This is a genomic window from Pantoea sp. C2G6, from assembly GCF_051336815.1.
Lineage (GTDB): Bacteria > Pseudomonadota > Gammaproteobacteria > Enterobacterales > Enterobacteriaceae > Pantoea.
Genome location: NZ_JBGMNJ010000012.1, coordinates 1 through 23,215, shown reverse-complemented (window position 1 = coordinate 23,215; position 23,215 = coordinate 1). Strand labels below are relative to the sequence as shown.

At 57.3% G+C, this 23,215-nt stretch carries 17 protein-coding genes, 1 rRNA gene and 1 riboswitch; of the genes, 13 read left to right on the top strand and 5 right to left on the bottom strand.

Annotated features, from left to right (window positions below; translation table 11 throughout):
* Positions 1-206: 206 nt before the first annotated feature.
* The 3 genes from metB (at position 207) to metF (ending at position 4,907) form a co-directional block, all read left to right on the top strand.
* Positions 207-1,367, top strand: a complete 1,161-nt coding sequence (metB, locus tag ACCW71_RS15310; RefSeq protein ID WP_436372795.1) for a cystathionine gamma-synthase — start codon at positions 207-209, stop codon at positions 1,365-1,367.
* A 2-nt stretch (positions 1,368-1,369) separates the two neighbouring features.
* Positions 1,370-3,805: a bifunctional aspartate kinase/homoserine dehydrogenase II gene (locus ACCW71_RS15305; protein WP_436372793.1), complete on the top strand. Its 2,436-nt coding sequence runs from the start codon at positions 1,370-1,372 to the stop codon at positions 3,803-3,805.
* Positions 3,806-4,007: 202 nt separating this feature from the next.
* Positions 4,008-4,907: a methylenetetrahydrofolate reductase gene (metF, locus tag ACCW71_RS15300; RefSeq protein ID WP_436372790.1), complete on the top strand. Its 900-nt coding sequence runs from the start codon at positions 4,008-4,010 to the stop codon at positions 4,905-4,907.
* Between the two features lie 97 nt (positions 4,908-5,004).
* On the opposite strand, the gene ppc is transcribed toward metF, so the two are convergent.
* Together ppc and argE are read right to left on the bottom strand one after the other, a co-directional pair.
* Entirely contained in the window at positions 5,005-7,656 is a 2,652-nt protein-coding gene (gene ppc, locus ACCW71_RS15295; RefSeq protein ID WP_436372789.1) for a phosphoenolpyruvate carboxylase, read from the bottom strand.
* Between the two features lie 354 nt (positions 7,657-8,010).
* On the bottom strand, positions 8,011-9,159 hold the full coding sequence (gene argE / locus ACCW71_RS15290; RefSeq protein WP_436372787.1) for an acetylornithine deacetylase: 1,149 nt from the start codon (positions 9,157-9,159) through the stop codon (positions 8,011-8,013).
* 167 nt (positions 9,160-9,326) lie between these two features.
* Here argE and argC point away from each other — a divergent pair, with 167 nt between their 5' ends.
* From argC to argH, 4 genes are all read left to right on the top strand, one after another.
* Positions 9,327-10,331, top strand: a complete 1,005-nt coding sequence (gene argC / locus ACCW71_RS15285; protein WP_436372784.1) for an N-acetyl-gamma-glutamyl-phosphate reductase — start codon at positions 9,327-9,329, stop codon at positions 10,329-10,331.
* A gap of 14 nt (positions 10,332-10,345) precedes the next feature.
* Positions 10,346-11,122: an acetylglutamate kinase gene (argB, locus tag ACCW71_RS15280; protein ID WP_436372782.1), complete on the top strand. Its 777-nt coding sequence runs from the start codon at positions 10,346-10,348 to the stop codon at positions 11,120-11,122.
* Positions 11,123-11,145: 23 nt separating this feature from the next.
* On the top strand, positions 11,146-12,363 hold the full coding sequence (locus ACCW71_RS15275; protein ID WP_436372780.1) for an argininosuccinate synthase: 1,218 nt from the start codon (positions 11,146-11,148) through the stop codon (positions 12,361-12,363).
* 89 nt (positions 12,364-12,452) lie between these two features.
* Entirely contained in the window at positions 12,453-13,826 is a 1,374-nt protein-coding gene (gene argH / locus ACCW71_RS15270) for an argininosuccinate lyase (protein WP_436372779.1), read from the top strand.
* A 119-nt stretch (positions 13,827-13,945) separates the two neighbouring features.
* Here the strand turns inward: argH and ACCW71_RS15265 are convergent, their stop codons facing one another.
* Positions 13,946-14,680, bottom strand: coding sequence for a glutathione peroxidase (locus ACCW71_RS15265; protein ID WP_436372776.1), 735 nt, complete (start codon positions 14,678-14,680; stop codon positions 13,946-13,948).
* Between the two features lie 124 nt (positions 14,681-14,804).
* Here ACCW71_RS15265 and oxyR point away from each other — a divergent pair, with 124 nt between their 5' ends.
* Entirely contained in the window at positions 14,805-15,722 is a 918-nt protein-coding gene (oxyR, locus tag ACCW71_RS15260) for a DNA-binding transcriptional regulator OxyR (protein ID WP_436372774.1), read from the top strand.
* On the opposite strand, the gene sthA is transcribed toward oxyR, so the two are convergent.
* Complete coding sequence (gene sthA, locus ACCW71_RS15255) at positions 15,705-17,105, bottom strand: Si-specific NAD(P)(+) transhydrogenase (RefSeq protein ID WP_436372772.1); 1,401 nt, start codon at positions 17,103-17,105, stop codon at positions 15,705-15,707. The two genes, oxyR and sthA, sit on opposite strands and share 18 nt — an antisense overlap.
* 192 nt (positions 17,106-17,297) lie before the next feature.
* Here sthA and fabR point away from each other — a divergent pair, with 192 nt between their 5' ends.
* Positions 17,298-17,942 carry an HTH-type transcriptional repressor FabR gene (fabR, locus tag ACCW71_RS15250; protein ID WP_436372769.1) on the top strand — a complete coding sequence of 215 codons (645 nt, stop codon included), beginning with the start codon at positions 17,298-17,300 and terminating at the stop codon, positions 17,940-17,942.
* 10 nt (positions 17,943-17,952) lie between these two features.
* Positions 17,953-18,306 (top strand): YijD family membrane protein, encoded by a 354-nt coding sequence (locus ACCW71_RS15245; protein ID WP_436372768.1) that lies wholly within the window; start codon positions 17,953-17,955, stop codon positions 18,304-18,306.
* Positions 18,307-18,613: 307 nt separating this feature from the next.
* Here ACCW71_RS15245 and trmA read toward each other — a convergent pair whose 3' ends face one another.
* On the bottom strand, positions 18,614-19,717 hold the full coding sequence (gene trmA / locus ACCW71_RS15240) for a tRNA (uridine(54)-C5)-methyltransferase TrmA (RefSeq protein ID WP_436372766.1): 1,104 nt from the start codon (positions 19,715-19,717) through the stop codon (positions 18,614-18,616).
* A 110-nt stretch (positions 19,718-19,827) separates the two neighbouring features.
* Positions 19,828-20,010, top strand: a riboswitch (cobalamin riboswitch).
* Between the two features lie 70 nt (positions 20,011-20,080).
* Between trmA and btuB the strand changes: the two genes are divergently transcribed.
* The 3 genes from btuB to ACCW71_RS15225 all read left to right on the top strand — a co-directional run.
* A complete protein-coding gene (gene btuB / locus ACCW71_RS15235; protein ID WP_436372764.1) occupies positions 20,081-21,961 on the top strand; it encodes a TonB-dependent vitamin B12 receptor BtuB in 1,881 nt (626 codons plus the stop codon).
* Positions 21,906-22,757, top strand: coding sequence for a glutamate racemase (gene murI, locus ACCW71_RS15230; RefSeq protein WP_436372762.1), 852 nt, complete (start codon positions 21,906-21,908; stop codon positions 22,755-22,757). Before btuB ends, murI begins: the two co-directional genes overlap by 56 nt.
* 395 nt (positions 22,758-23,152) lie before the next feature.
* A 16S ribosomal RNA gene (locus ACCW71_RS15225) occupies positions 23,153-23,215 on the top strand; the annotation flags it as partial.

Here is a 23,215-nt window from a genome sequence, read left to right as displayed (position 1 = left end):
GACCCCCTGATATGGCGGCTTTTCTTCGCTTACTGCCGCTGCTTTACCTCGGGGAGCGTCAGGCGATGACGCATAATTTTAGCGGTTATTGCCTTTCTGCTCAATCTATACGCAAAGACATTTAGATGTCCAGATGTATTGACGTCTAATTAGAGGGTGATATTCTGTGGGCTACATTTTCTTCACTCTTCAGGAACATTTCGCTCATGACCCGTAAACCGGCAACTATCGCAGTGCGCAGCGGTTTAAATGATGACGAGCAATATGGCTGCGTTGTCCCGCCGATCCACCTCTCCACCACCTATAACTTCCTCGATTTTAATGAACCACGGGCGCATGACTACTCCCGTCGCGGCAATCCTACCCGCGATGTGGTGCAGCGCACGCTGGCGGAGCTGGAAGGGGGCGCGGGCGCGGTATTGACCAATACCGGGATGTCGGCCATTCACCTGGTGACAACGGTGTTCCTGAAGCCGGGCGATCTGCTGGTTGCGCCACACGACTGCTATGGCGGCAGCTATCGACTGTTTGACAGCCTGAGCAAACGCGGCGCTTATCAGGTGAAGTTTGTCGATCAGGGTGACCCGGTGGCGCTTCAGGCGGCGCTGGATCTGAAACCTAAACTGGTGCTGATCGAGAGTCCCAGTAATCCACTGCTGCGTGTCGTAGATATCAGTGCGATTTGCGCTGCTGCGCGCGCGGCGGGAGCGGTCAGCGTGGTGGACAACACCTTTATGAGCCCGGCATTACAGAATCCACTGGCGCTGGGCGCTGACCTGGTGATCCACTCCTGCACCAAATATCTGAATGGTCACTCAGACGTGGTGGCGGGCGCGGTGATTGCCAAAGATCCGCAACAGGCGACCGAGCTGGCCTGGTGGGCCAACAATATTGGGGTGACGGGCGCGGCGTTCGACAGCTATCTGCTGCTGCGCGGTATCCGTACCCTGGCCCCACGTATCGCGGCGGCACAACGCAACGCGCTGGCGATTGTGGAATATCTTAAGCAGCAGAAGCGGGTGAAAAAGTTGTATCATCCTTCGCTGCCGGAGAACGCCGGACACGAACACGCAGTGCGTCAGCAGCGCGGCTTTGGGGCCATGCTGAGTTTTGAAGTTGACGGTGATGAGGCACTGCTGCGTCGCTTCCTGAAAGCGTTACGGCTATTTACGCTGGCGGAATCGCTGGGCGGCGTAGAGAGTCTGATCTCACATACCGCCACCATGACGCACGCCGGGATGTCTGCGGAGGCACGCGCTGCCGCGGGCATTTCCGATACGCTGCTGCGGGTTTCTGTCGGCATTGAAGATCACGAAGATTTAATCGCCGATCTGGATAATGCATTCCGGGTCGCAGCCGAGGGGTAACCATGACGATTTCAGCGGGCGCGGGAACGCCGGACAGCAGGCAGTTGCATAAATTTGGTGGCAGTAGCCTGGCCGATGCGCGCTGCTACCAGCGTGTGGCTGGCATTATGGCGGACTACAGCCAGCCAGGCGATATGATGGTGGTCTCGGCGGCAGGCTCCACCACAAACCAGCTGATTAGCTGGCTGAAGCTGAGCCAGAGCGACCGGCTCTCGGCGCACCAGGTGCAACAGGCTTTACGGCGTTACCAGAGCGAACTGATCAGTGCGCTGCTGCCTGCTGATGTGGCAGAACCTTTAGTGACAGCCTTTATCCGTGACCTGGAAAAACTGGCCGCGCTGCTGGATGCGCCGATCACCGATGCGGTTTATGCCGAAGTGGTCGGGCACGGGGAAGTGTGGTCGGCACGGCTGATGGCGGCGGTGCTGAGCCAGCGTGATATTGAAGCCTGCTGGCTCGACGCCCGTGATTTCCTGCGTGCCGAGCGTGCCGCCCAGCCGCAGGTGGATGAAGGCAAGTCATGGCCACTGCTGCAATCGCTGCTGGCGCAGCATCCGCATAAGCGCATTGTGGTCACCGGTTTTATCAGCCGTAACGACGCCGGTGAAACGGTGCTGCTGGGGCGTAATGGCTCCGACTATTCCGCGACGCAGATTGGCGCGCTGGCTGGCGTTGGTCGCGTCACCATCTGGAGTGATGTGGCGGGCGTTTACAGCGCCGATCCCCGCAAAGTTTCCGACGCCTGCCTGCTGCCGCTGTTGAGACTGGATGAAGCCAGCGAACTGGCGCGCCTGGCCGCACCGGTACTGCATACCCGCACCCTGCAACCCGTTTCGGGCAGCGATATTGATCTGCAACTGCGCTGTAGTTACCAGCCGGAGCAGGGTTCGACCCGGATTGAGCGGGTGCTGGCCTCCGGGACCGGCGCCCGCATCGTCACCAGCCATGATGATGTCTGCCTGATTGAGATTCAGCTGCCTGAGCAGCACGACTTTGCCATCCTGCATAAAGAGATCGATCTGCTGCTGAAGCGCGCGCAGCTGCGTCCGCTGGCGTTCGGGGTCCATCCTGATCGGCAGCTGTTGCAGCTCTGCTACACCTCGGAAGTGGTCAACAGCGCCTTTACGCTGCTCCAGGACGCTGGTCTGCCGGGCCATCTGCAACTGCGTGACGGTCTGGCGCTGGTGGCGCTGGTGGGCGCAGGCGTGACCCGCAACCCGCTGCACACCCACCGCTTCTGGCAGCAGCTCAAAGATCAACCGGTTGAATTCATCTGGCAGTCTGAAGAGCACATCAGTGTGGTGGCGGTGCTGCGCGTCGGCCCGACTCAGCATCTGATTCAGGGGCTGCACCAGTCGCTGTTCCGGGCTGAAAAGCGCATCGGCCTGATGCTGTTTGGCAAGGGCAATATCGGTTCGCGCTGGCTGGAACTCTTCGCCCGCGATCAGGAAACGCTGTCGGCGCGCACCGGTTTTGAATTTGTACTGGCGGGCGTCGCGGACAGTCACCGCAGCCTGCTGAGTTATGAAGGGCTGGATGCCAGTCGCGCGCTGGCCTTCTTCGATGATGAAGCGGTAGAGCGGGATGAGGAGTCACTCTTCCTGTGGATGCGGGCGCACCCGTTTGATGATTTAGTGGTGCTGGATGTCACGGCCAGTACGCCGCTGGCGCAGCAGTATCTCGACTTCGCCAGCCACGGTTTTCATGTGATCAGCGCCAATAAAGTGGCCGGTGCGTCAGACAGCCAGACGTGGCGGCAGATCCGCGATGCCTTTACCAAAACCGGTCGTCACTGGCTCTATAACGCCACGGTCGGTGCCGGTCTGCCGATCAACTACACGGTGCGCGATCTGCGTGACAGCGGAGACACCATCCTGTCGATCAGCGGGATCTTCTCCGGCACGCTGTCATGGCTGTTTCTGCAATTTGACGGCACGGTGCCCTTTACCGAGCTGGTGGATCAGGCCTGGCAGCAGGGCTTAACCGAGCCCGATCCGCGGGTCGACCTCTCCGGCCAGGATGTGATGCGCAAGCTGGTGATTCTGGCGCGCGAAGCGGGCTATAACATCGAGCCGGATCAGGTGCGGGTGGAGTCGCTGGTGCCGGACAACTGTCAGCACGGCTCTGTCGACCACTTCTTCGAAGATGGCGAAGAGCTGAATGAACAGATGCTGCAACGGCTGGAAGCGGCGCAGGAGCTGGGTCTGGTGCTGCGCTATGTGGCCCGCTTTGATGCCAATGGTAAGGCGCGCGTCGGCGTCGAAGCGGTACGCCCGGAACATCCGCTGGCCTCGCTGCTGCCGTGCGACAACGTGTTCGCCATTGAGAGTCGCTGGTATCGCGATAATCCGCTGGTGATCCGCGGACCAGGCGCCGGGCGGGATGTGACCGCGGGCGCTATCCAGTCCGATATTAATCGCCTCGCCCAGCTGCTTTAACCCTTCTGCTTCAGGCGCTTCGGCGCCTGTTTCAGGGCGTACTTTGCGCCCATCATGAACTTTCTTCAGATTGATTGAATATTCGTCACGGCGGTGAATCATTTTTAAGTTGACGCCGCAGCCGGATTGCGTCATTTTGAGCATCTGGACGTCTAAACGTATAGATGTTTACTGGCCGATAGTTAATCGATGAGGGTGCAGGATGAGTTTCTTTCACGCCAATCAGCGCGAAGCGCTGAATCAGAGCCTGGCTGAGCTGAACGGGCAAATTAATGTCTCTTTTGAGTTCTTCCCGCCCCGTACCCCTGAAATGGAGGAGACCCTGTGGGCCTCCATCTATCGCCTGAGCAGCCTGAAGCCAAAATTTGTCTCTGTCACCTACGGCGCGAATTCGGGTGAACGCGACCGTACCCACAGCATTATCAAAGGCATTAAAGATCGCACCGGTCTGGAAGCGGCCCCGCACCTGACCTGCGTCGATGCCACACGCGATGAGCTGCGCACCATCGCTCAGGATTACTGGAACAACGGTATCCGTCACATCGTGGCGCTGCGTGGCGACCTGCCGCCGGGCAGCGGCAAGCCAGAAATGTATGGCAGCGATCTGGTGTCGCTGCTGAAAGAGGTAGGGGATTTTGATATTTCTGTCGCCGCCTATCCCGAAGTTCATCCCGAGGCGAAAAGCGCACAGGCCGACCTGATTAACCTGAAGCGGAAAATCGACGCCGGCGCGAACCGGGCTATTACCCAGTTTTTCTTCGACGTTGAAAGCTATTTACGTTTCCGCGATCGCTGTGTCGCCACCGGCATTGATGTGGAAATTGTGCCAGGCATTCTGCCGGTCTCTAACTTCAGACAGCTGCAACGCTTTGCCACCCTGACTAACGTGCGCGTGCCAGGCTGGATGAACGCGATGTTTGCCGGGCTGGATGATGATGCCGAAACGCGCAAAATGGTGGGGGCGAATATCGCCATGGACATGGTGAAAATTCTGTCGCGCGAAGGGGTAAAAGATTTCCACTTCTACACCCTGAACCGTGCGGAAATGAGTTACGCCATCTGCCACACCTTAGGGGTGCGTCCCGTCGTCGCAGCGGCGTAAGGCTGTCTCCTCTGCCCATAAAAAAGTCGGGATAATCCCGACTTTTTTTGTTGCTGCTTTTCAGCGGGCGCTGACCGCGGTTCGCGCCCGGCCAGGCTTAACCGGTGTTGCGCATCCCCGCCGCAACCCCGGCAATCGTCACCATCAGCGCCTGTTCAACTCGCGCGTCCGGCTCTTCGCCGCGCGCTTCCTGAGCGCGTGAACGGTAGAGCAGCTCCGCCTGGAGCACATTCAGCGGATCGGTATAGACGTTACGCAGCGCAATCGACTCGGCAATCCACGGCTGATCGGCCATCAGGTGTGAGTCGTTGGCGATGGTCAGCACCGCTTTGATATCGGCGTCCAGCTGATCGCGCAGCTGTTTACCCAGCGGCCAGAGTGATTTTTCCACCAGGCGCTGATCGTAATATTCCGCCAGCCAGAGGTCCGCTTTGGAGAAGACCATCTCCAGCATGCCGAGACGGGTCGAGAAGAATGGCCAGTCGCGGCACATCGCTTCCAGCTGATCCTGATGACCGGCCGCCATCGCCTGCTGCAACGCGGCACCGGCACCCAGCCAGGCGGGCAGCATCAGACGGTTCTGCGTCCAGGCGAAAATCCACGGAATCGCGCGCAGAGACTCGACGCCGCCGGTCGGACGACGCTTGGCCGGACGGGAGCCGAGCGGCAATTTACCCAGCTCCTGCTCCGGCGTCGCCGAGCGGAAGTAGGGGACGAAATCTGCATTTTCGCGCACGTAACCGCGATACATCGCACAGGAGTCGGCGGAGAGCTGATCCATGATGTCGCGCCATTCCCGTTTTGGCTCCGGCGGCGGCATCAGGTTCGCCTCCAGAATGGCGGCGGTATAGAGCGACAGGCTGGCGATAGTCACGGCCGGTAAGCCATATTTAAAGCGGATCATTTCACCCTGCTCGGTGACACGCAGGCCCCCGCGCAGGCTGCCTGGCGGCTGTGACAGTAACGCGGCATGGGCCGGTGCGCCACCGCGGCCAATACTGCCGCCGCGTCCGTGGAACAGCGTCAGTGAAATACCTGCTTTTTCGCAGGTTTTAATCAGGGCGTCCTGCGCCTGGTACTGCGCCCAGCTGGCGGCCATCACGCCGGCATCTTTCGCCGAGTCGGAATAGCCAATCATCACCATCTGTTTGCCCTGAATAAAGCCGCGATACCAGTCGATGCTCAGCAGCTGGCTCATCACGTCGTTGGCGTTGTTCAGATCGTCGAGCGTTTCAAACAGCGGCGCAACCGGCATGGCGTAGTTGATACCCGCCTCTTTCAGCAGCAGGTGGACCGCCAGCACGTCAGACGGCGTCTTCGCCATTGAGATTACATAGGCGGCGATGGAGCCCTGTGGCGCTTCCGCCGCGACGCGGCAGGTCTCAAGCACTTCACGTGTTTCATCACTCGGTTCCCAGCTACGCGGCAGTAGCGGGCGTTTGGAGTTCAGCTCGCGGATCAGGAACGCCTGTTTATCCGCTTCGGACCAGCTCTCATAATCGCCGAGGCCCAGATAACGGGTCACTTCCGCGATCGCTTCCGTGTGACGGGTGCTCTCCTGACGCAGATCGATACGCACCAGCGGCATACCAAAGCACTTCACGCGGCGCAGGGTATCCAGCAGCTGACCGTTGGCGATGATGCCCATGCCACACTGTTGCAGCGACTGGTAGATGGCAAACAGCGGGTCCCAGAGCTGGTCGTTGGAAATCAGCAGGTCGGCCGGACGCGGCAGACGCTCACCTTTGAGACGACGCTCCAGGAACGACTGGGTGGTCATTAACTGGCTGCGCAGACGTTTCAGGATCACCCGGTAAGGTTCAAGCGCTTCCGGGTCGCCGCTGAGTTCACGGATCTCCTCGCTGCACTCCGACATCGACAGCTCGGAGATCAGCACACCAATATCCCGCAGGAACAGGTCGGTGGCTTTCCAGCGGCTCAGCTGCATCACATGACGGGTAATGCTGGCCGTCACGTTAGGGTTGCCGTCACGGTCGCCCCCCATCCAGGAGGTGAACTGCACCGGCACGAAATCGACCGGTAATTTAATCCCGAACGCCTCTTCCACCTGCTCATTCAGCTCACGCAGAAAGGCGGGAACACCTTCCCACAGGCTGTTTTCCACCACGGCGAAGCCCCATTTGGCTTCGTCGATGGGGGTCGGGCGATATTTGCGGATCTCATCGGTGTGCCACGCCTGAGCCACCAGCTGGCGCAGACGGCGCATGATCTGGTTACGTTCGTAGTCGGAGATGTCGCTGTGATCGAGCTGCTTCAGACAGCTGTTTACCTCGACCAGTTTGTGGATCAGCGTACGGCGGGTGATTTCGGTCGGATGCGCGGTCAGCACCAGCTCCAGCGACAGGGACTCAATGGCCGCGAGAATGTCACTTTCGCTGACCGCTTGTTTCTGCTTCAGGGTCTCGAAGGTCTTTTTCAGCAGTTCAGGATGATTCTCACCCTCGCCACTTTGCGAGATGGTCTGATACTGCTCAGCCACGTTGGTCAGGTTCAGAAACTGGCTAAAGGCGCGCGCCACCGGCAGCAGCTCATCATTGGTGAGGTTTTGCAGCGTGTTAAGCAGTTCTTTGCGATGAGTGTCATTGCCTGCGCGGGATGACTTGGAGAGCTTACGGATGGTTTCCACCTGGTCGAGGATGTTCTCTCCCAGCGCATCCTTAATCGTATCCCCGAGCAGTTTGCCGAGCATACTGACATTACTTCGCATTGCGGAATATTGTTCGTTCATTGGACCCTGACACCCTTATCGTCTTGAAAAACCTCTACACCCGACCTTTTCAGGCAGCAGAAAAGCCGGCAACGTTTTGTTCCCGCCGTTCTGCCGGGAAGCTACGCGGTTGCCGTCTCTCCGCACACTGAAACGTTCTGGATAATCACCCGGTGGGCATAACATCGTCTTTTATCTAGCCACGTAAAGTTGCGTTCGTCAAATGAGTTAAAGTGAGTTGAACGTGCGGCTAAATAACGGAAATTCGTACAATTTATCGGGAACGAAGCGGGATAAGTTATTCTTATCAGTAAATCCCGCAGAATGAGGGGGCATTTTACTGTCAGCACAGTGAAATGCCCCATTTGCTATTGATCAGTGGCAAAAATGGTGCACAACCTGGCTGATCAACGCCCGGGTGGGCTTAATAAATGCCGTATCGATAAATTCGTCCGGCTGATGCGCCTGCTCAATCGAGCCCGGACCCAGTACCAGCGTCGGGCAGAGCTGCTGGATAAACGGCGCTTCGGTGCAGTAGTTGACCACTTCGGTAGGCGTACCCAGCAGTTTTTCCACCACGCTGACCAGCTCATGGTTCGCCGGACACTCATAGCCAGGGATTGGCGGGTGCAGCTCAGCCACCGTGACACGACCAGGCCAGCGTGCACTGACCGGTGCCAGCGCCTCATTCAGCAGGCCATCCAGATCGTTGAGCGACAGGCCCGGCAGCGGACGAATATCCATGTGCAGCTCACAGCAGGCGCAGATACGGTTAGCCGCATCGCCACCATGAATATGACCGAAGTTCATGGTGGGATAGGGGATGGCAAAGCCGTCATGGTGATACCGCTCTTTCAGCGTATTACGCAGCTGCATCAGATGCGTAATCGACTCATGCATCAGCTCAATGGCGTTGACGCCGCGCGCCGGATCGCTGGAGTGGCCCGATTTGCCCTCGATACGGATCACATTCGACAGGTGGCCTTTATGGGCGCGTACCGGTTTAAGCGAGGTCGGTTCCCCGATGATGGCGCAGTCAGGGCGCAGCTGCGTCGATTCAGAGAAATATTTGGCCCCGGCCATGGTGGTCTCTTCATCGGCGGTGGCGAGGATATAGAGCGGCTTGCTCAGCGTCGTCACATCCACATCGCGCAGCGTATCGAGAATAAAGGCGAAGAAGCCTTTCATGTCGGCGGTGCCCAGCCCGTAGAGCTTGTTGTCGTGCTCGGTCAGGGTAAAGGGATCGCGCGTCCAGCGGCCGTCGTCAAAGGGAACGGTATCGGTATGACCGGCTAACAGCAGCCCGCCCGCGCCGCTGCCGGTCCGGGCCAGCATATTAAATTTATTGCGGGTGCCGGGCACCGGCTGCACTTCGACGCTAAAGCCGAGGTCGCGGAACCAGCCTGCCAGCAAATTGATTAAAGTTTCATTACTCTGATCCAGCGCGGCATCGGTTGCGCTGATCGACGGTGCGGCGATTAACTGGCGGTAGAGTTCGATAAAAGGCGGTAATTTTGTCTTCACTGTTGACGGTCCTTGGGTTAGGATGTATCAATATTCATGCATTAATAGTGAATAAAAATACATTAACGTCCTCTGCAAGGAAACCATAAATCGATGCAGATGACCTGGTGGGTAACGGGGCAAGGCCGCGACCCGGAACGTGTGACTGTAAAAAGGGTTACAGCCTGATGTTGAATACGCTGATCGTCGGTGCCAGTGGTTACGCTGGCGTAGAGCTCGCTACCTTTCTGAATCGCCATCCACATATCAACATAACCGCTTTGGCGGTTTCGGCGCAAAGCCCGGATGCCGGCAAGCGCTTATCCGATCTCCATCCGCAGCTGAAAGGCGTGGTGGATTTGCCGCTACAACCGCTGAGCAGCGCAGCCGAATGGGCAGAGAAAGTGGATGTGGTGTTCTTGGCGACGGCCCACGAAGTCAGCCACGATCTGGCCCCGGAGTTCCTGAAAGCGGGCTGCGTGGTATTCGACCTGTCAGGCGCTTTCCGCGTCAATGACGCTGACTTTTATACCCGTTTCTATGGCTTCACGCATCAGCACGGCGACTGGCTGGATAAAGCGGTTTACGGCCTGGCGGAATATCAGCATGAGAAGATCCAGCAGGCGCAGCTGGTGGCCGTTCCCGGTTGCTACCCGACCGCCGCGCAGCTGGCGCTGAAGCCACTGGTGGATGCTGGCCTGTTAAATGACGCGCAGTGGCCGGTGATCAACGCCACCAGCGGCGTCAGCGGCGCAGGCCGGAAAGCCAATGTGGGCACCAGCTTCTGTGAAGTCAGTCTGCAACCTTACGGCCTGTTCAACCATCGTCATCACCCGGAAATCGTCGCGCATCTCGGTACGCCGGTGATCTTCACGCCGCATCTGGGGAGTTTTCCGCGCGGTATCCTGGCGACCATCACCTGCCGGCTGAAAGCGGGTGTCAGCCGCGAAGATATTGCCGCCGTTTTCCATCGCGCCTATGACAACAAGCCGCTGGTGCGGTTCTATGACAAGGGCGTACCGGCGCTGAAAGCCGTGGTGGGCCTGCCTTACTGCGACATCGGCTTTGAGGTGCAGGGCGAACATCTGATTGTCGTCGCCGCCGAAGATAATCTGCTGAAAGGCGCGGCATCGCAGGCGGTACAGTGCCTGAACATCCGGTTTGGCTTCCCTGAAACGCAGTCACTGATTTAACGGACAAATTAACCATGACCAATCCATTAATTATCAAGCTGGGCGGCGTGCTGTTAGACAGCGAAGAGGCGCTGGCCCGCCTGTTTGAAGCGCTGCTGACTTACCGCAGCGCCCATCAGCGTCCGCTGATCGTTGTCCACGGTGGCGGTTGCCTGGTGGATGAACTGATGAAAAAGCTGGCGCTGCCGGTGAAGAAAAAAAATGGCCTGCGCGTCACGCCCGCCGATCAGATCGATATTATTACCGGTGCGCTGGCGGGCACGGCGAACAAAACGCTGCTGGCGTGGGCAAAGAAATCGGGCATCAACGCGGTGGGCCTCTGCCTGGGCGATGCGGGCATGGTCGACGTGACGCCATTCGACGAAGAGCTTGGTCATGTCGGTCACGCCATGCCAGGCAACCCGGCGCTGATGAACACCCTGCTGGCGGCGGGTTATATGCCGGTGGTCAGCTCCATTGGCATTACCGATGACGGCAAACTGATGAACGTCAATGCAGACCAGGCCGCGACGGCGCTCGCCGCGACGCTGGGCGCGGATTTAGTCCTGCTGTCAGACGTCAGTGGTATTCTCGACGGCAAAGGTCAGCGCATCGAAGAGATGACCGCCGACAAAGCCGAACAGCTGATTACCCAAGGCATCATCACCGATGGCATGATTGTGAAGGTCCACGCTGCGCTTGATGCGGCGCGTACGCTGGGCCGCCCGGTGGATATTGCCAGCTGGCGTCACGCTGAGCGGCTGCCTGACCTGTTTAACGGCGTGTCGATTGGCACCCGGATTCTCGCGTAACGACTCTGATTCAAGGATTACAAATGCAAACGCAAAACATCAAAAAAATCGTTCTGGCTTACTCCGGTGGTCTGGATACTTCAGCCATCATTCCCTGGCTGAAAGAGAACTACGGCGGCTGCGAAGTGGTCGCTTTTGTGGCGGATATTGGTCAGGAGCGCGGCGATCTGGAAGGTGTGGAGAAGAAAGCGCTACAGTCTGGTGCCTCTGAATGCCACGTAGTCGATCTGCGTGAAGAGTTTATCAGCGACTATGTCTACCCGGTGCTGCAAACCGGTGCGCTGTATGAAGGCACCTATCTGCTCGGCACCTCAATGGCACGTCCTATCATCGCGAAAGCGCAGGTTGAGCTGGCGCTGAAAGTGGGGGCGGACGCCCTGTGCCACGGCGCGACCGGTAAAGGTAACGACCAGGTGCGTTTCGAAACCACCTACACCGCGCTGGCACCTCAGCTGAAAGTGGTGGCTCCGTGGCGTGAATGGAACCTGCGTTCGCGTGAAGCGCTGCTCGACTACCTGAAAGAGCGCAACATTCCGACCACCGCGTCACTGGAAAAAATCTACAGCCGTGACGAAAACGCCTGGCACATCTCCACCGAAGGCGGCGTGCTGGAAAGCCCGGCCAACGCACCAAATAAAGATTGCTGGGTCTGGACAGTCGATCCGCTGGAAGCGCCTGACCAGCCTGAAGAGGTGACCGTGACCGTGGAGAAAGGTCGCGTGGTGGCGGTGAATGGCGAGAAACTGAGCCCGTTCCAGTGTCTGGAAAAACTCAACGTGATCGGTGCAAAACATGGCGTCGGCCGTATCGATATTGTTGAGAACCGTCTGGTCGGGATTAAATCCCGCGGCTGCTATGAAACCCCTGGCGGCACCATCATGGTCAATGCGCTGCGTGCGGTGGAGCAGCTGGTGCTGGATCGCGACAGCTTCAAGTGGCGTGAGCAGCTCGGCCACGAGATGTCCTATGTGGTTTACGACGGTCGCTGGTTCGCTCCGCTGCGTAAGTCGATTCAGGCCGCTGCTGAAGCGCTGGCTGAAGAGGTCAACGGTGAAGTGGTGCTGCAACTCTACAAAGGCCAGGCGACAGCGACGCAGAAGCGTTCCGCGAACAGCCTCTACTCAGAAGAGTTCGCGACCTTTGGTGAAGATGAAGTCTACGATCACCGTCACGCGGGTGGCTTTATCCGCCTGTTCTCGCTCTCGTCGCGTATCCGCGCCCTGAACGAGCAGAAAAAGTAATTCTCAGGCGAGGTGCGCCTCGCCTCCGGTTTCAGTAAAGGGGCGGCATTGATGCCGCCCTTTGTTTAACGATGCAGAGGAGTTCTCACATGGCACTTTGGGGTGGACGGTTTACACAGGCAGCGGATCAACGTTTCAAACAGTTTAACGACTCGCTGCGCTTCGATTACCGCCTGGCAGAGCAGGACATCACTGGCTCTGTTGCCTGGTCCAAAGCGCTGGTGACGGTAAACGTACTGACTCAGGATGAGCAGCAGCAGCTGGAAGCGGCGCTGAATACGCTGCTGGAGGAGGTGCGCGCCAACCCTGAACAGATCCTGCAAAGCGACGCTGAAGATATTCACAGCTGGGTTGAAGGTCAGTTGATCGACAAAGTGGGTGCGCTGGGTAAGAAGCTGCACACCGGCCGCAGCCGTAACGACCAGGTCGCGACCGATCTCAAACTCTGGTGCAAAATGCAGGTTGAGGCGCTGCTGACCGCAACCCGTGAGTTTCAGCAGGCGCTGGTGGCCACCGCCGAAGCGAACCAGGATGCGGTGATGCCGGGCTACACCCACCTGCAACGCGCGCAGCCGGTGACGTTCGCGCACTGGTGTCTGGCCTACGTTGAGATGCTGGCGCGGGATGAGAGCCGTTTGCAGGATACGCTGAAGCGGCTGGATGTCAGCCCGCTCGGCTGTGGCGCACTGGCGGGGACCGCTTATGAGATCGATCGTCAGCAGCTGGCGGGCTGGCTGGGTTTCGCCTCCGCCACGCGCAACAGTCTGGATACCGTGTCAGACCGCGACCATGTGCTGGAGCTGCTCTCTGACGCGGCTATCGGCATGGTGCACCTGTCGCGCTTCGCCGAAGATATGATCTTCTTTAATACCGGCGAAGCGGGTTTTATCGAGCTGTCAGATAAAGTGACCTCCGGCTCTTCGCTGATGCCGCAGAAGAAAAACCCGGACGCGCTGGAGCTGATTCGTGGCAAGTGCGGTCGGGTGCAGGGCGCACTGACCGGCATGATGATGACGCTGAAAGGTCTGCCGCTGGCTTACAACAAAGATATGCAGGAGGACAAAGAGGGGCTGTTTGACGCACTCGACACCTGGCTCGACTGCCTGCATATGTCCGTGCTGGTGCTGGATGGCTTGCAGGTGAAACGTCCACGTTGCCAGGAGGCGGCTGAGCAGGGCTACGCCAACTCGACCGAACTGGCTGACTACCTGGTCGCCAAAGGCGTGCCGTTCCGCGAAGCCCACCACATTGTCGGCGAAGTGGTGGTGGCGGCCATCGGGCAGGGCGTGGCGCTGGAAGCGCTGCCGCTGGCGGAGTTGCAGCAGTTCAGCGCGGTGATTGGTGAGGATGTCTATCCGATCCTGGCGCTGCAATCCTGTCTGGATAAGCGTAATGCGCAGGGCGGCGTCTCGCCACAGCAGGTGGCGCGTGCCATCAGTGACGCAAAACAGCGTCTGGCGTAAACCGCAGGCAAAAAAAAGCGGGCATGATAAATGCCCGCCAACCTCTAGCTTCAGAATTACTACTTTTTTATAGGCACATCATCAAAGGGCCAGCTCTCCTGGCTGACACTCAGATTCTTTTACGCTGACAGCAGGAACTGTTGCAGGTCATCGCTGCCGCCAATATGACGGCCGCCAATAAAGACCTGTGGAACCGTCGCCCGGCCGGATACCGCGCGCAGACTGACGGTGGTCGCATCCTGTCCCAGCACAATCTCTTCATACTGGATGCCATGATGGCTCAGCAGCTCTTTTGCCTGTGTGCAGAAAGGGCAGCCTGGTTTGGTGAAAATCGAGACCGACTCCTGGGCTTTGCACTCCGGTGCCAGATAGCGCAGCATGGTGTCGGCATCAGAGACCTCAAACGGGTCGCCAGGCTGATTCGGCTCAACAAACATTTTCTCCACCACGCCGTTGCGTACCAGCATCGAATAGCGCCAGGAGCGTGGGCCGAAGCCGAGATCGGCTTTCTCAACCAGCATCCCCATGCCACGGGTGAACTCGCCGTTGCCATCAGGAATAAAAGTGATATTTTCCGCGCGTTGTTCCGCTTTCCAGGCGTTCATCACAAAGGTGTCGTTTACCGAAACGCAGAGGATGCTGTCGACGCCGTGCTGCGCAAACAGGCCCGATAACTCATTGTAGCGCGGCAGATGGCTGGAGGAGCAGGTTGGGGTAAACGCGCCGGGCAGCGAAAAAACGATGACCGTTTTGTCTTTAAACAGCGCTTCAGTGGTGACGTCGACCCAGCTATCACCCTGGCGGGTGTGAAAAATCACTGACGGAACCGCTTTACCTTCCTGACCTGCAAACATTTTTTCTCCTGACCACTGCCCGTTCAATTTGATGGGCGCATTATTCCCGCCCACCCTTGATAGGGCCAATCGTTCATTGCTATTCTATCTATCGCCACGGGCTATCGTGGTTTGGAGGGTAATAATGAATATTCGTGATCTTGAATATCTGGTTTCGCTTGCTGAACACCGTCATTTCCGTCGTGCCGCGGATGCGTGTCATGTCAGTCAGCCAACGCTAAGCGGTCAGATCCGTAAGCTGGAAGATGAGCTGGGAGTCATGCTGCTGGAACGCACCAGCCGTAAGGTTCTGTTCACGCAGGCGGGTCTGCTGCTGGTGGATCAGGCACGAACGGTGCTGCGTGAAGTGAAAGTGCTGAAAGAGATGGCCAGTCAGCAAGGGGAAGCGATGTCAGGTCCGCTGCATATCGGCCTCATCCCGACCACCGGCCCCTACTTACTGCCACAAATTATCCCGATGCTGCACCAGACGTTTCCAAAACTGGAGATGTATCTGCACGAAGCGCAGACGCAGCAGCTGCTGGCCCAGCTCGACAGCGGCAAACTCGACTGCGCGATTCTGGCGCTGGTCAAAGAGAGTGAAGCCTTTATCGAGGTGCCACTGTTTGATGAGCCGATGAAACTGGCGGTCTATGCCGACCATCCGTGGCGCGATCGCGATCGGGTGCCGATGTCCGATCTGGCTGGCGAGAAATTGCTGATGCTGGAAGATGGTCACTGTCTGCGTGACCAGGCGATGGGCTTCTGCTTTGAGGCCGGCGCGGATGAGGATACCCATTTCCGGGCGACCAGCCTGGAAACGCTGCGCAATATGGTGGCGGCGGGCAGCGGCATTACGCTGCTTCCGGCGCTGGCGGTCCCGCCAGAGCGGATCCGCGATGGCGTCTGCTATCTGCCCTGCTATAAACCGGTGCCGCAGCGCACTATCGCGCTGGTCTATCGTCCGGGTTCACCTCTGCGCAGCCGTTATGAACAGCTGGCAGAGGCGATTAAAACCCACATGCAGCACTATTTTGACACCACGTTAAAACAGGCGGTTTAAGCCGTTCAGGGCCGCAACGCGATAGGCTTCGGCCATCGTCGGATAGTTAAAGGTGGTATTCACGAAGTACTCAATCGTGTTGCCACCATTTTTCTGCTCCATTATCGCCTGACCGATGTGAATAATTTCGGCGGCCCGCTCGCCAAAGCAGTGGATCCCCAGAATCTCTTTGGTTTCACGATGGAACAGGATCTTCAGGCTGCCGACGTTCATCCCGACAATCTGCGCCCGCGCCAGATGCTTGAACTGCGCACGACCCACTTCGTAAGGCACCTTCATGGCGGTGAGCTGCTGCTCGGTTTTCCCCACCGAGCTGATTTCCGGGATGGTGTAAATACCGGTCGGAATATCTTCAATCAGGTGTGCGGAGGCTTCACCTTTAATGATCGCCTGCGCGGCAATACGGCCCTGATCGTAGGCGGCTGACGCCAGGCTCGGATAGCCGATGACATCCCCGACCGCATAGATATGCGGCTGCGCCGTCTGGTACATGCTGTTGACTTTCAGCAGACCGCGACCATCCGCTTCCAGACCGACATTTTCCAGCGACAGCGAATCGGTGTTACCGGTTCGGCCATTGGCGTAGAGCAGGCAATCGGCTTTCACTTTTTTGCCTGACTTCAGATGGATAATCACGCCATCTTCCACCCCTTCGATCTTCTCAAACTCTTCGTTGTGACGGATGACCACGCCACTGTTCCAGAAGTGGTAGGAGAGAGAGTCGGACATCTCCTGATCGAGAAATGCCAGCAGGCGATCGCGGGTGTTGATCAGGTCAACCTTGACGTTCAGGCCGCGGAAAATCGAGGCATATTCACAACCGATGACCCCGGCGCCATAGATAATCACATGGCCAGGCTCATGATGCAGGTTGAGAATGGAGTCGGAGTCGTAAACGCGCGGATGGGTAAAGTCCACGTTGTCAGGATGATAAGGTCGGGAGCCGCAGGCGATGACAAACTTCTCCGCCGTCAGTCGCTCACGGGTGCCGTCGGGCTGCTCAATCTCAATGGTGTTAGCATCCACGAAGTGGGCATCACCCTGATAGAGCTCACAGCGGTTACGCTCATAAAAGCCCTGACGCATCGCTGTCTGCTGGCTGATCACACTCTCGGTATGATTGAGAATGTCGGCAAAGGAGGAGCGGAGCAGTCGGGTGTGGTCGCTGTAGAGCGGATTCTGGTTGAATTCAATGATGCGACTGACGGCGTGACGCAGCGCTTTAGAAGGAATGGTGCCCCAGTGCGTACAACCGCCGCCGATGTTGTGGTAGCGTTCGATCACTGCGATGCGCGCTCCCTGCTTCACCAGCCCCATCGCCGCACCTTCACCGCCGGGTCCTGAGCCAATCACAATGGCATCGTAATCGTAAGACTTTTGCATACCGATACGTCCTATTATTTATACATTTTTACAACGAGATTCTAACATCTCGCCGCGCACATCTGAATTCTATCCGCGATTTTCGTCACAATTTGCCAAAAAACAGGGTTCACAGACGGTGACAAACTTTGCCAATCTGTACGCTGAATATTTTGTTATAGTGCCCACTCAATACCGCGAAAGGCAGAGAGAATGGGCGTCAGAGCGCAACAAAAAGAACGTACACGACGTACACTGATTGAAGCAGCTTTCAGTCAGCTCAGCGCCGAACGCAGTTTTGCCAGTCTGAGTTTGCGGGAGGTTGCGCGTGAAGCGGGCATCGCCCCGACCTCCTTTTATCGGCATTTTAAAGATGTGGATGAACTCGGTTTAACCATGGTGGATGAGAGCGGCCTGATGCTGCGGCAGCTGATGCGTCAGGCGCGCCAGCGTATCGCCAAAGGCGGCAGCATCATCAAAACCTCGGTCGCGACCTTTATGGAGTTTATCGGCAATAACCCTAACGCATTCCGGCTGTTACTGCGCGAACGTTCCGGCACCTCTGCCGCTTTTCGTGCCGCTGTGGCGCGTGAAATTCAGCATTTTATCGCTGAACTGGCGGATTATCTTGAGGTCGAAAATCGCATGCCGCGCAGTTTTACCGAAGCGCAGGCCGAAGCGATGGTGACTATCGTTTTCAGTGCCGGGGCAGAGGCGCTGGATGTTGATGTTGAGCAGCGTCGTAAGCTGGAAGATCGGCTGGTGTTGCAGTTACGTATGATCGCCAAAGGCGCCTATTACTGGTACCGCCGGGAACAGGAACGGCTGGCGGTAACCCTGGAAAAACCCGAAGAGTAAGGATCAGGTTATGACCCACCCGAGTTCACGCGATAAAGGCACATTGTTACTGGCTTTTATTACCGGCTTAGCGATTAACGGTTCGTTTTCGGTGCTGTTCAGCACCTTTGTTCCCTTTTCGATTTTCCCGCTGATTGCGCTGGGTCTGGCGGCCTGGTGTCTGCATCAGCGCTATCTCAACACCAATATGCCAGACGGCATGCCGGGCCTGGCCGCCGCGTTTTTCCTGCTGGGCATTCTGGTTTACAGCGCGCTGGTGCGGGCGGAATACCCGGACATCGGCTCAAACTTCATTCCCACTATTCTGATGGTGGCGCTGGTGTTCTGGATTGCGACGCGGCTTAAGCGCAAACGCAATCAGTAGCGATAAAAGAAAACGGGAACCTCAGGGTTCCCGTTTGAGTTAGTTGAAGAAGTCTGCCTTATGTCGCTGTGAGACCGAGTCGGCACAGTGAACACGGTCAGATCGGAAAGACGCAAAAACCGCCATCCATGGCACGCTCGGCCCGCGCCGTCCATGGCACGCTCGGCCCGCGCCGTCCATGGCGCGGGACGCTTTCCTCTTCTGACCGTGTTCACTGAGCTTTGAGCTTATTCGTTGCGGTTAACTTCACCTGGACCAGCACGGTATCAGCAATTCAAAACGGGAACCTCGGGGTTCCCGTTTTTGTTCAGGCTTTGCGCGTCAGCAGGACGCCACACTCCATATGATGGGTGTAGGGGAACTGATCGAACAGCGCCAGCCGCGTCACGTCGTGTGTCTGTGCCAGCGTTTGCAGGTTATCACTCAGGGTCTGCGGGTTGCAGGAGATATAGAGGATGCGCGGATAGGCCTGCACCATCTTCACCGTCTCTTCATCCAGGCCGCTGCGCGGCGGATCGACAAAAATCGTCTCGCATTCGTAGCTGGTCAGGTCGATGCCTTCCAGACGGTTAAAGCTGCGCACGCCATTCATCGCCTGCGTAAACTCTTCCGCCGCCATACGAATAATCTGCACGTTATCGATCTGGTTCGCCGCAATATTGTATTGCGCCGAGGCCACTGACGGCTTAGCGATCTCAGTCGCCAGCACGCGCCGGAAATTGCGCGCCAGCGCCAGCGAGAAGTTGCCGTTGCCGCAGTAAAGCTCCAGCAGATCGCCCTGGGAATCCTGAGTCACATCCAGCGCCCACTCCAGCATCTGAATATTCATCGCCGCGTTAGGCTGGGTAAAGCTGTTCTCAACCTGGCGATAGATTAACTCGCGACCCGCCACCGGCAGACGCTCATCCACATAGTCGCGATCGAGACAGATTTTGGTTTTGGTGGCGCGGCCAATCAGCTGCACATCCAGCCCTTCTGCGCGCAGCTGATCCCGCAACGCCGCTGCGGCCTGCTGCCACTCATCATCCAGCTTGCGGTGATAGAGCAGCGAAATCACAATCTGATTGCTCAGGGTCGAGAGATAGTCGATCTGGAACAGCTTATGACGCAGGGTGCGGTTATCGCGGATCGCCGCGATCATCTTCGGCATCAGCTGATTGATCAGCTGGCTGGCCGCCGGGAACTGATCGACCCGGATCCGCTCGCGGGTCTGCTGATCAAAGATGATGTGGTAGATGTCATCACCGTCGTGCCACAGACGAAATTCGGCACGCATCCGATAGTGGCTGACCGGCGAACGGAACACCTCCACCTCGGGCGCAGCAAACGGCGTCATCATCGTCTCTAAACGACTGACTTTTTCCGCCAGCTGCGCGTCATATTCTTCAATGGGGAGATGTTCGGGGGTCATGAGCAATCCTGATTAATAGCTTACCAGCGGGCGATTGTAGGCATTCACTTGCTGATGTCCAGTCCCGCAGCGCGAAGATAGCTGGCGGTCTGGACTTCCCTGATGACGCTACGTAGACTGCGAGCGCCGGCCTCAAGCCCGAGTTAATAGGGAATCCAGTGTGAATCTGGAGCTGACGCGCAGCGGTAAGGAATGTCGTGATGAGTGCAATTGCAGACACTGTCCTGCGGGATGGGAAGTCATCATCACTTATGGTTCCCAGCCCGAAGACCTGCCGGTGTGACGTCGCGACTCGTACAATCATCGCGTTCTATCGATTGTATGCCTGCGGCATCCTGCTTTGTCTTATGGATGCAATTAAAAATGACCAAAAAAAACACAACGCTGTTCGCTCTGAGCGCAACGGCGATTTCCCTCTGGGCGCAAAACGGTGTTGCTCAGGGAAATGATGATACGCAAATTGTTACCGCCAACCGTTTTGCTCAACCGGTTTCCGGGGTGCTGGCACCGACAACCGTAGTGACACGCGATGAGATTGAGCGCTGGCAGGCCAAAAGCCTGACCGATGTGATGCGCCGTCTGCCGGGCGTCGATGTCGCGCAGAACGGCGGGTTAGGGCAACAGAGCTCGCTGTTTATCCGTGGCACCGAATCGAGACATGTGCTGATCCTGATTGATGGCATCCGGCTGAATCAGGCCGGTATCAGCGGGTCGTCTGACCTTAGCCAGATCCCGCTGTCGCTGGTGCAGCGCATCGAATATATCCGCGGTGCGCGTTCCGCCGTGTATGGTTCAGATGCGATTGGCGGCGTGGTCAATATCATTACCGGCCGGGCGCAGCCGGGCACCACGCTGACGGCGGGCGTCGGCTCCAATGGCTATCAATCCTATGATGGCTCAACCCAGCAGATGCTGAGTGATGCGACAAAACTGACCCTGGCCGGCAACTATACCTATACCAAAGGGTATGATGTGGTGGCGGGCTATCCCAACGCTTATGGTCCGGCGCAGCCCGATCGCGACGGCTTCATGAGCAAGACCTTATATGGCAACCTTGAGCATCAGTTCAGTGATGAGCTGAGTGGCTTTGTGCGTGGTTATGGCTTTGATAACCGCACCGCCTACGACGGCTCCTACAGCTATGATGAGAGCTACACCCATATCATCGGACTGGCGGATACCCGTCAGCTCTATAGTCAGACCTGGGACACCGGGCTGCGCTTTAATCGTGACATCTACTCCACCCAGCTCATCGCCAGTTATGGTCGCACCAAAGACATTAACTACGATCCGCGCAATGGTCGTTACGGCGCCGCGTCTACCTTTGATGATGTCACCCAATACAATCTGCAATGGGGCAACAGCGTGCAGGTCGGGCAGGGCGCGATCAGCACCGGCGTCGACTGGCAGAAAGAGACCACGGAACCGGGCACCAACTATCTTTCAGACGGTTATGAGCAGCGTAACACCGGTCTCTACCTGACCGGCCAGCAGCAGTTTGGTCGTGTGACCCTTGAGGGTGCGGTGCGCGGTGACGACAACAATCAGTTTGGCTGGCATAACACCTGGCAGACGGCGGCTTCATGGGAGTTTATCTCCGGCTATCGCGCGTTCGCCTCTTATGGCACCGCCTTTAAGGCGCCGAATCTCTCTCAGGTCTACAGTCCATTCTATGGCAACCGCGATCTCGACCCGGAAAAAAGTAAGCAGTGGGAAGGCGGTTTTGAAGGATTGACCGGCGCGGTTGACTGGCGGGTTTCAGGCTATCGCAACGACATTGATGATCTGATTGAAGGCGATCCGGCGACCTTCCGCTATTACAACGTTAAGCAGGCGCGTATTAAAGGGGTGGAAGCGACCGCTTCATTCGATACCGGACCGCTGGCGCACCAGCTCTCTTACGATTATGTCGATGCGCGCGATGGCACGACCAATCAGCCGCTCGTTCGCCGGGCTAAGCAGCAGGTGAAATACCAGCTCGACTGGACGCTGTATGAGTTTGACTGGTCCGTGACCTATCACTATCTGGGCGATCGCTACGATACCGACTTCAACAGTTCGCCCAGCCGTCGTGTGAAGTCAGGCGGCGTCAGTTTATGGGATCTCGCCGCCTCATATCCGGTCACTTCACAACTCACGGTTCGTGGTAGAATTGCCAACCTGTTCGATAAAGATTACGAGACAGCGTATGGCTATCAGACTCCAGGACGAGAGTATTACCTCAGCGGCAGCTACAGTTTCTGATTTGCGACCTACCGTGCTGGTGTTTGACTCCGGCGTCGGTGGGCTCTCTGTTTATGATGAGGTCCGGCAACTGCTGCCGGATCTTCACTATATCTACGCCTTCGACAATGCCGGTTTTCCCTATGGTGAGAAGAGCGAAACCTTTATTGTCGAGCGAGTGGTCGCGATAGTTGAGGCGATTACCCAGCGTTATCCTCTCTCTTTAGTCATCATTGCCTGTAATACGGCCAGCACGGTTTCGTTACCCGCCTTGCGTGAACGCTTTATTTTTCCGGTGGTGGGCGTGGTTCCGGCGATTAAACCGGCTGCGCGTCTGACGCGGAATGGGGTAGTCGGTTTGCTGGCGACCCGGGCAACGGTTCGCCGTCCTTATACGCATGAGCTGGTGGCGCAGTTTGCCGGGGCCTGCAACATCGAGATGCTGGGATCGGCGGAGCTGGTGGAGCTGGCAGAAGCCAAGCTGCATGGCGAGACGGTTGCACTGAATGAGGTTCGTCGTATTGTGCAGCCGTGGCTGCGGATGGCGGAGCCGCCGGACACCGTGGTATTAGGCTGTACGCATTTCCCTTTACTGCGCGAAGAGTTGCAGCAGGTGTTACCTGAAGGAACACGTCTGATCGACTCCGGTGCGGCGATTGCGCGTCGTACGGCCTGGCTACTGGAGCATGAAGCGCCGGATGTACGTTCATCGCAGCCGAACGTGGCGTTTTGTACCGAACTGGACGGCGAGGCCGTACAGTTATCACCCGTTTTACAGCGTTATGGCTTCCCATCGCTGGAAAAACTGGCGGTTTAACGGCTTTTAGCTGAAAAAATCAACACTCAGAATTTTATTTGAAATTAGCACTTGTCAGCCTCCGAGAACTCCCTATAATGCGCCTCCACTGACACGGCACAACGGCTTACGAAGCGCCGGGTTAAGTAGGTTCGAAATCATACGAACCAGTGAGTTAAGCGAAAATAAATGCTTGACTGACAATGCGGAAAGCGTAATATACGCAGCCCGCGCCGCACGAAATCGCGGCATGCTCTTTAACAATTTATCAGACAATCTGTGTGGGCACTCGCAGGATTGATATCAGCGTCTCCGGACGCAACAAAATATCAAGTCTCACGAGTGAACACATAATGAAATTCATTATGACGTTTTACAGATGAGCATCGCTGCACTTGTTGCAGCAAATCAAACTTAAATTGAAGAGTTTGATCATGGCTCAGATTGAACGCTGGCGGCAGGCCTAACACATGCAAGTC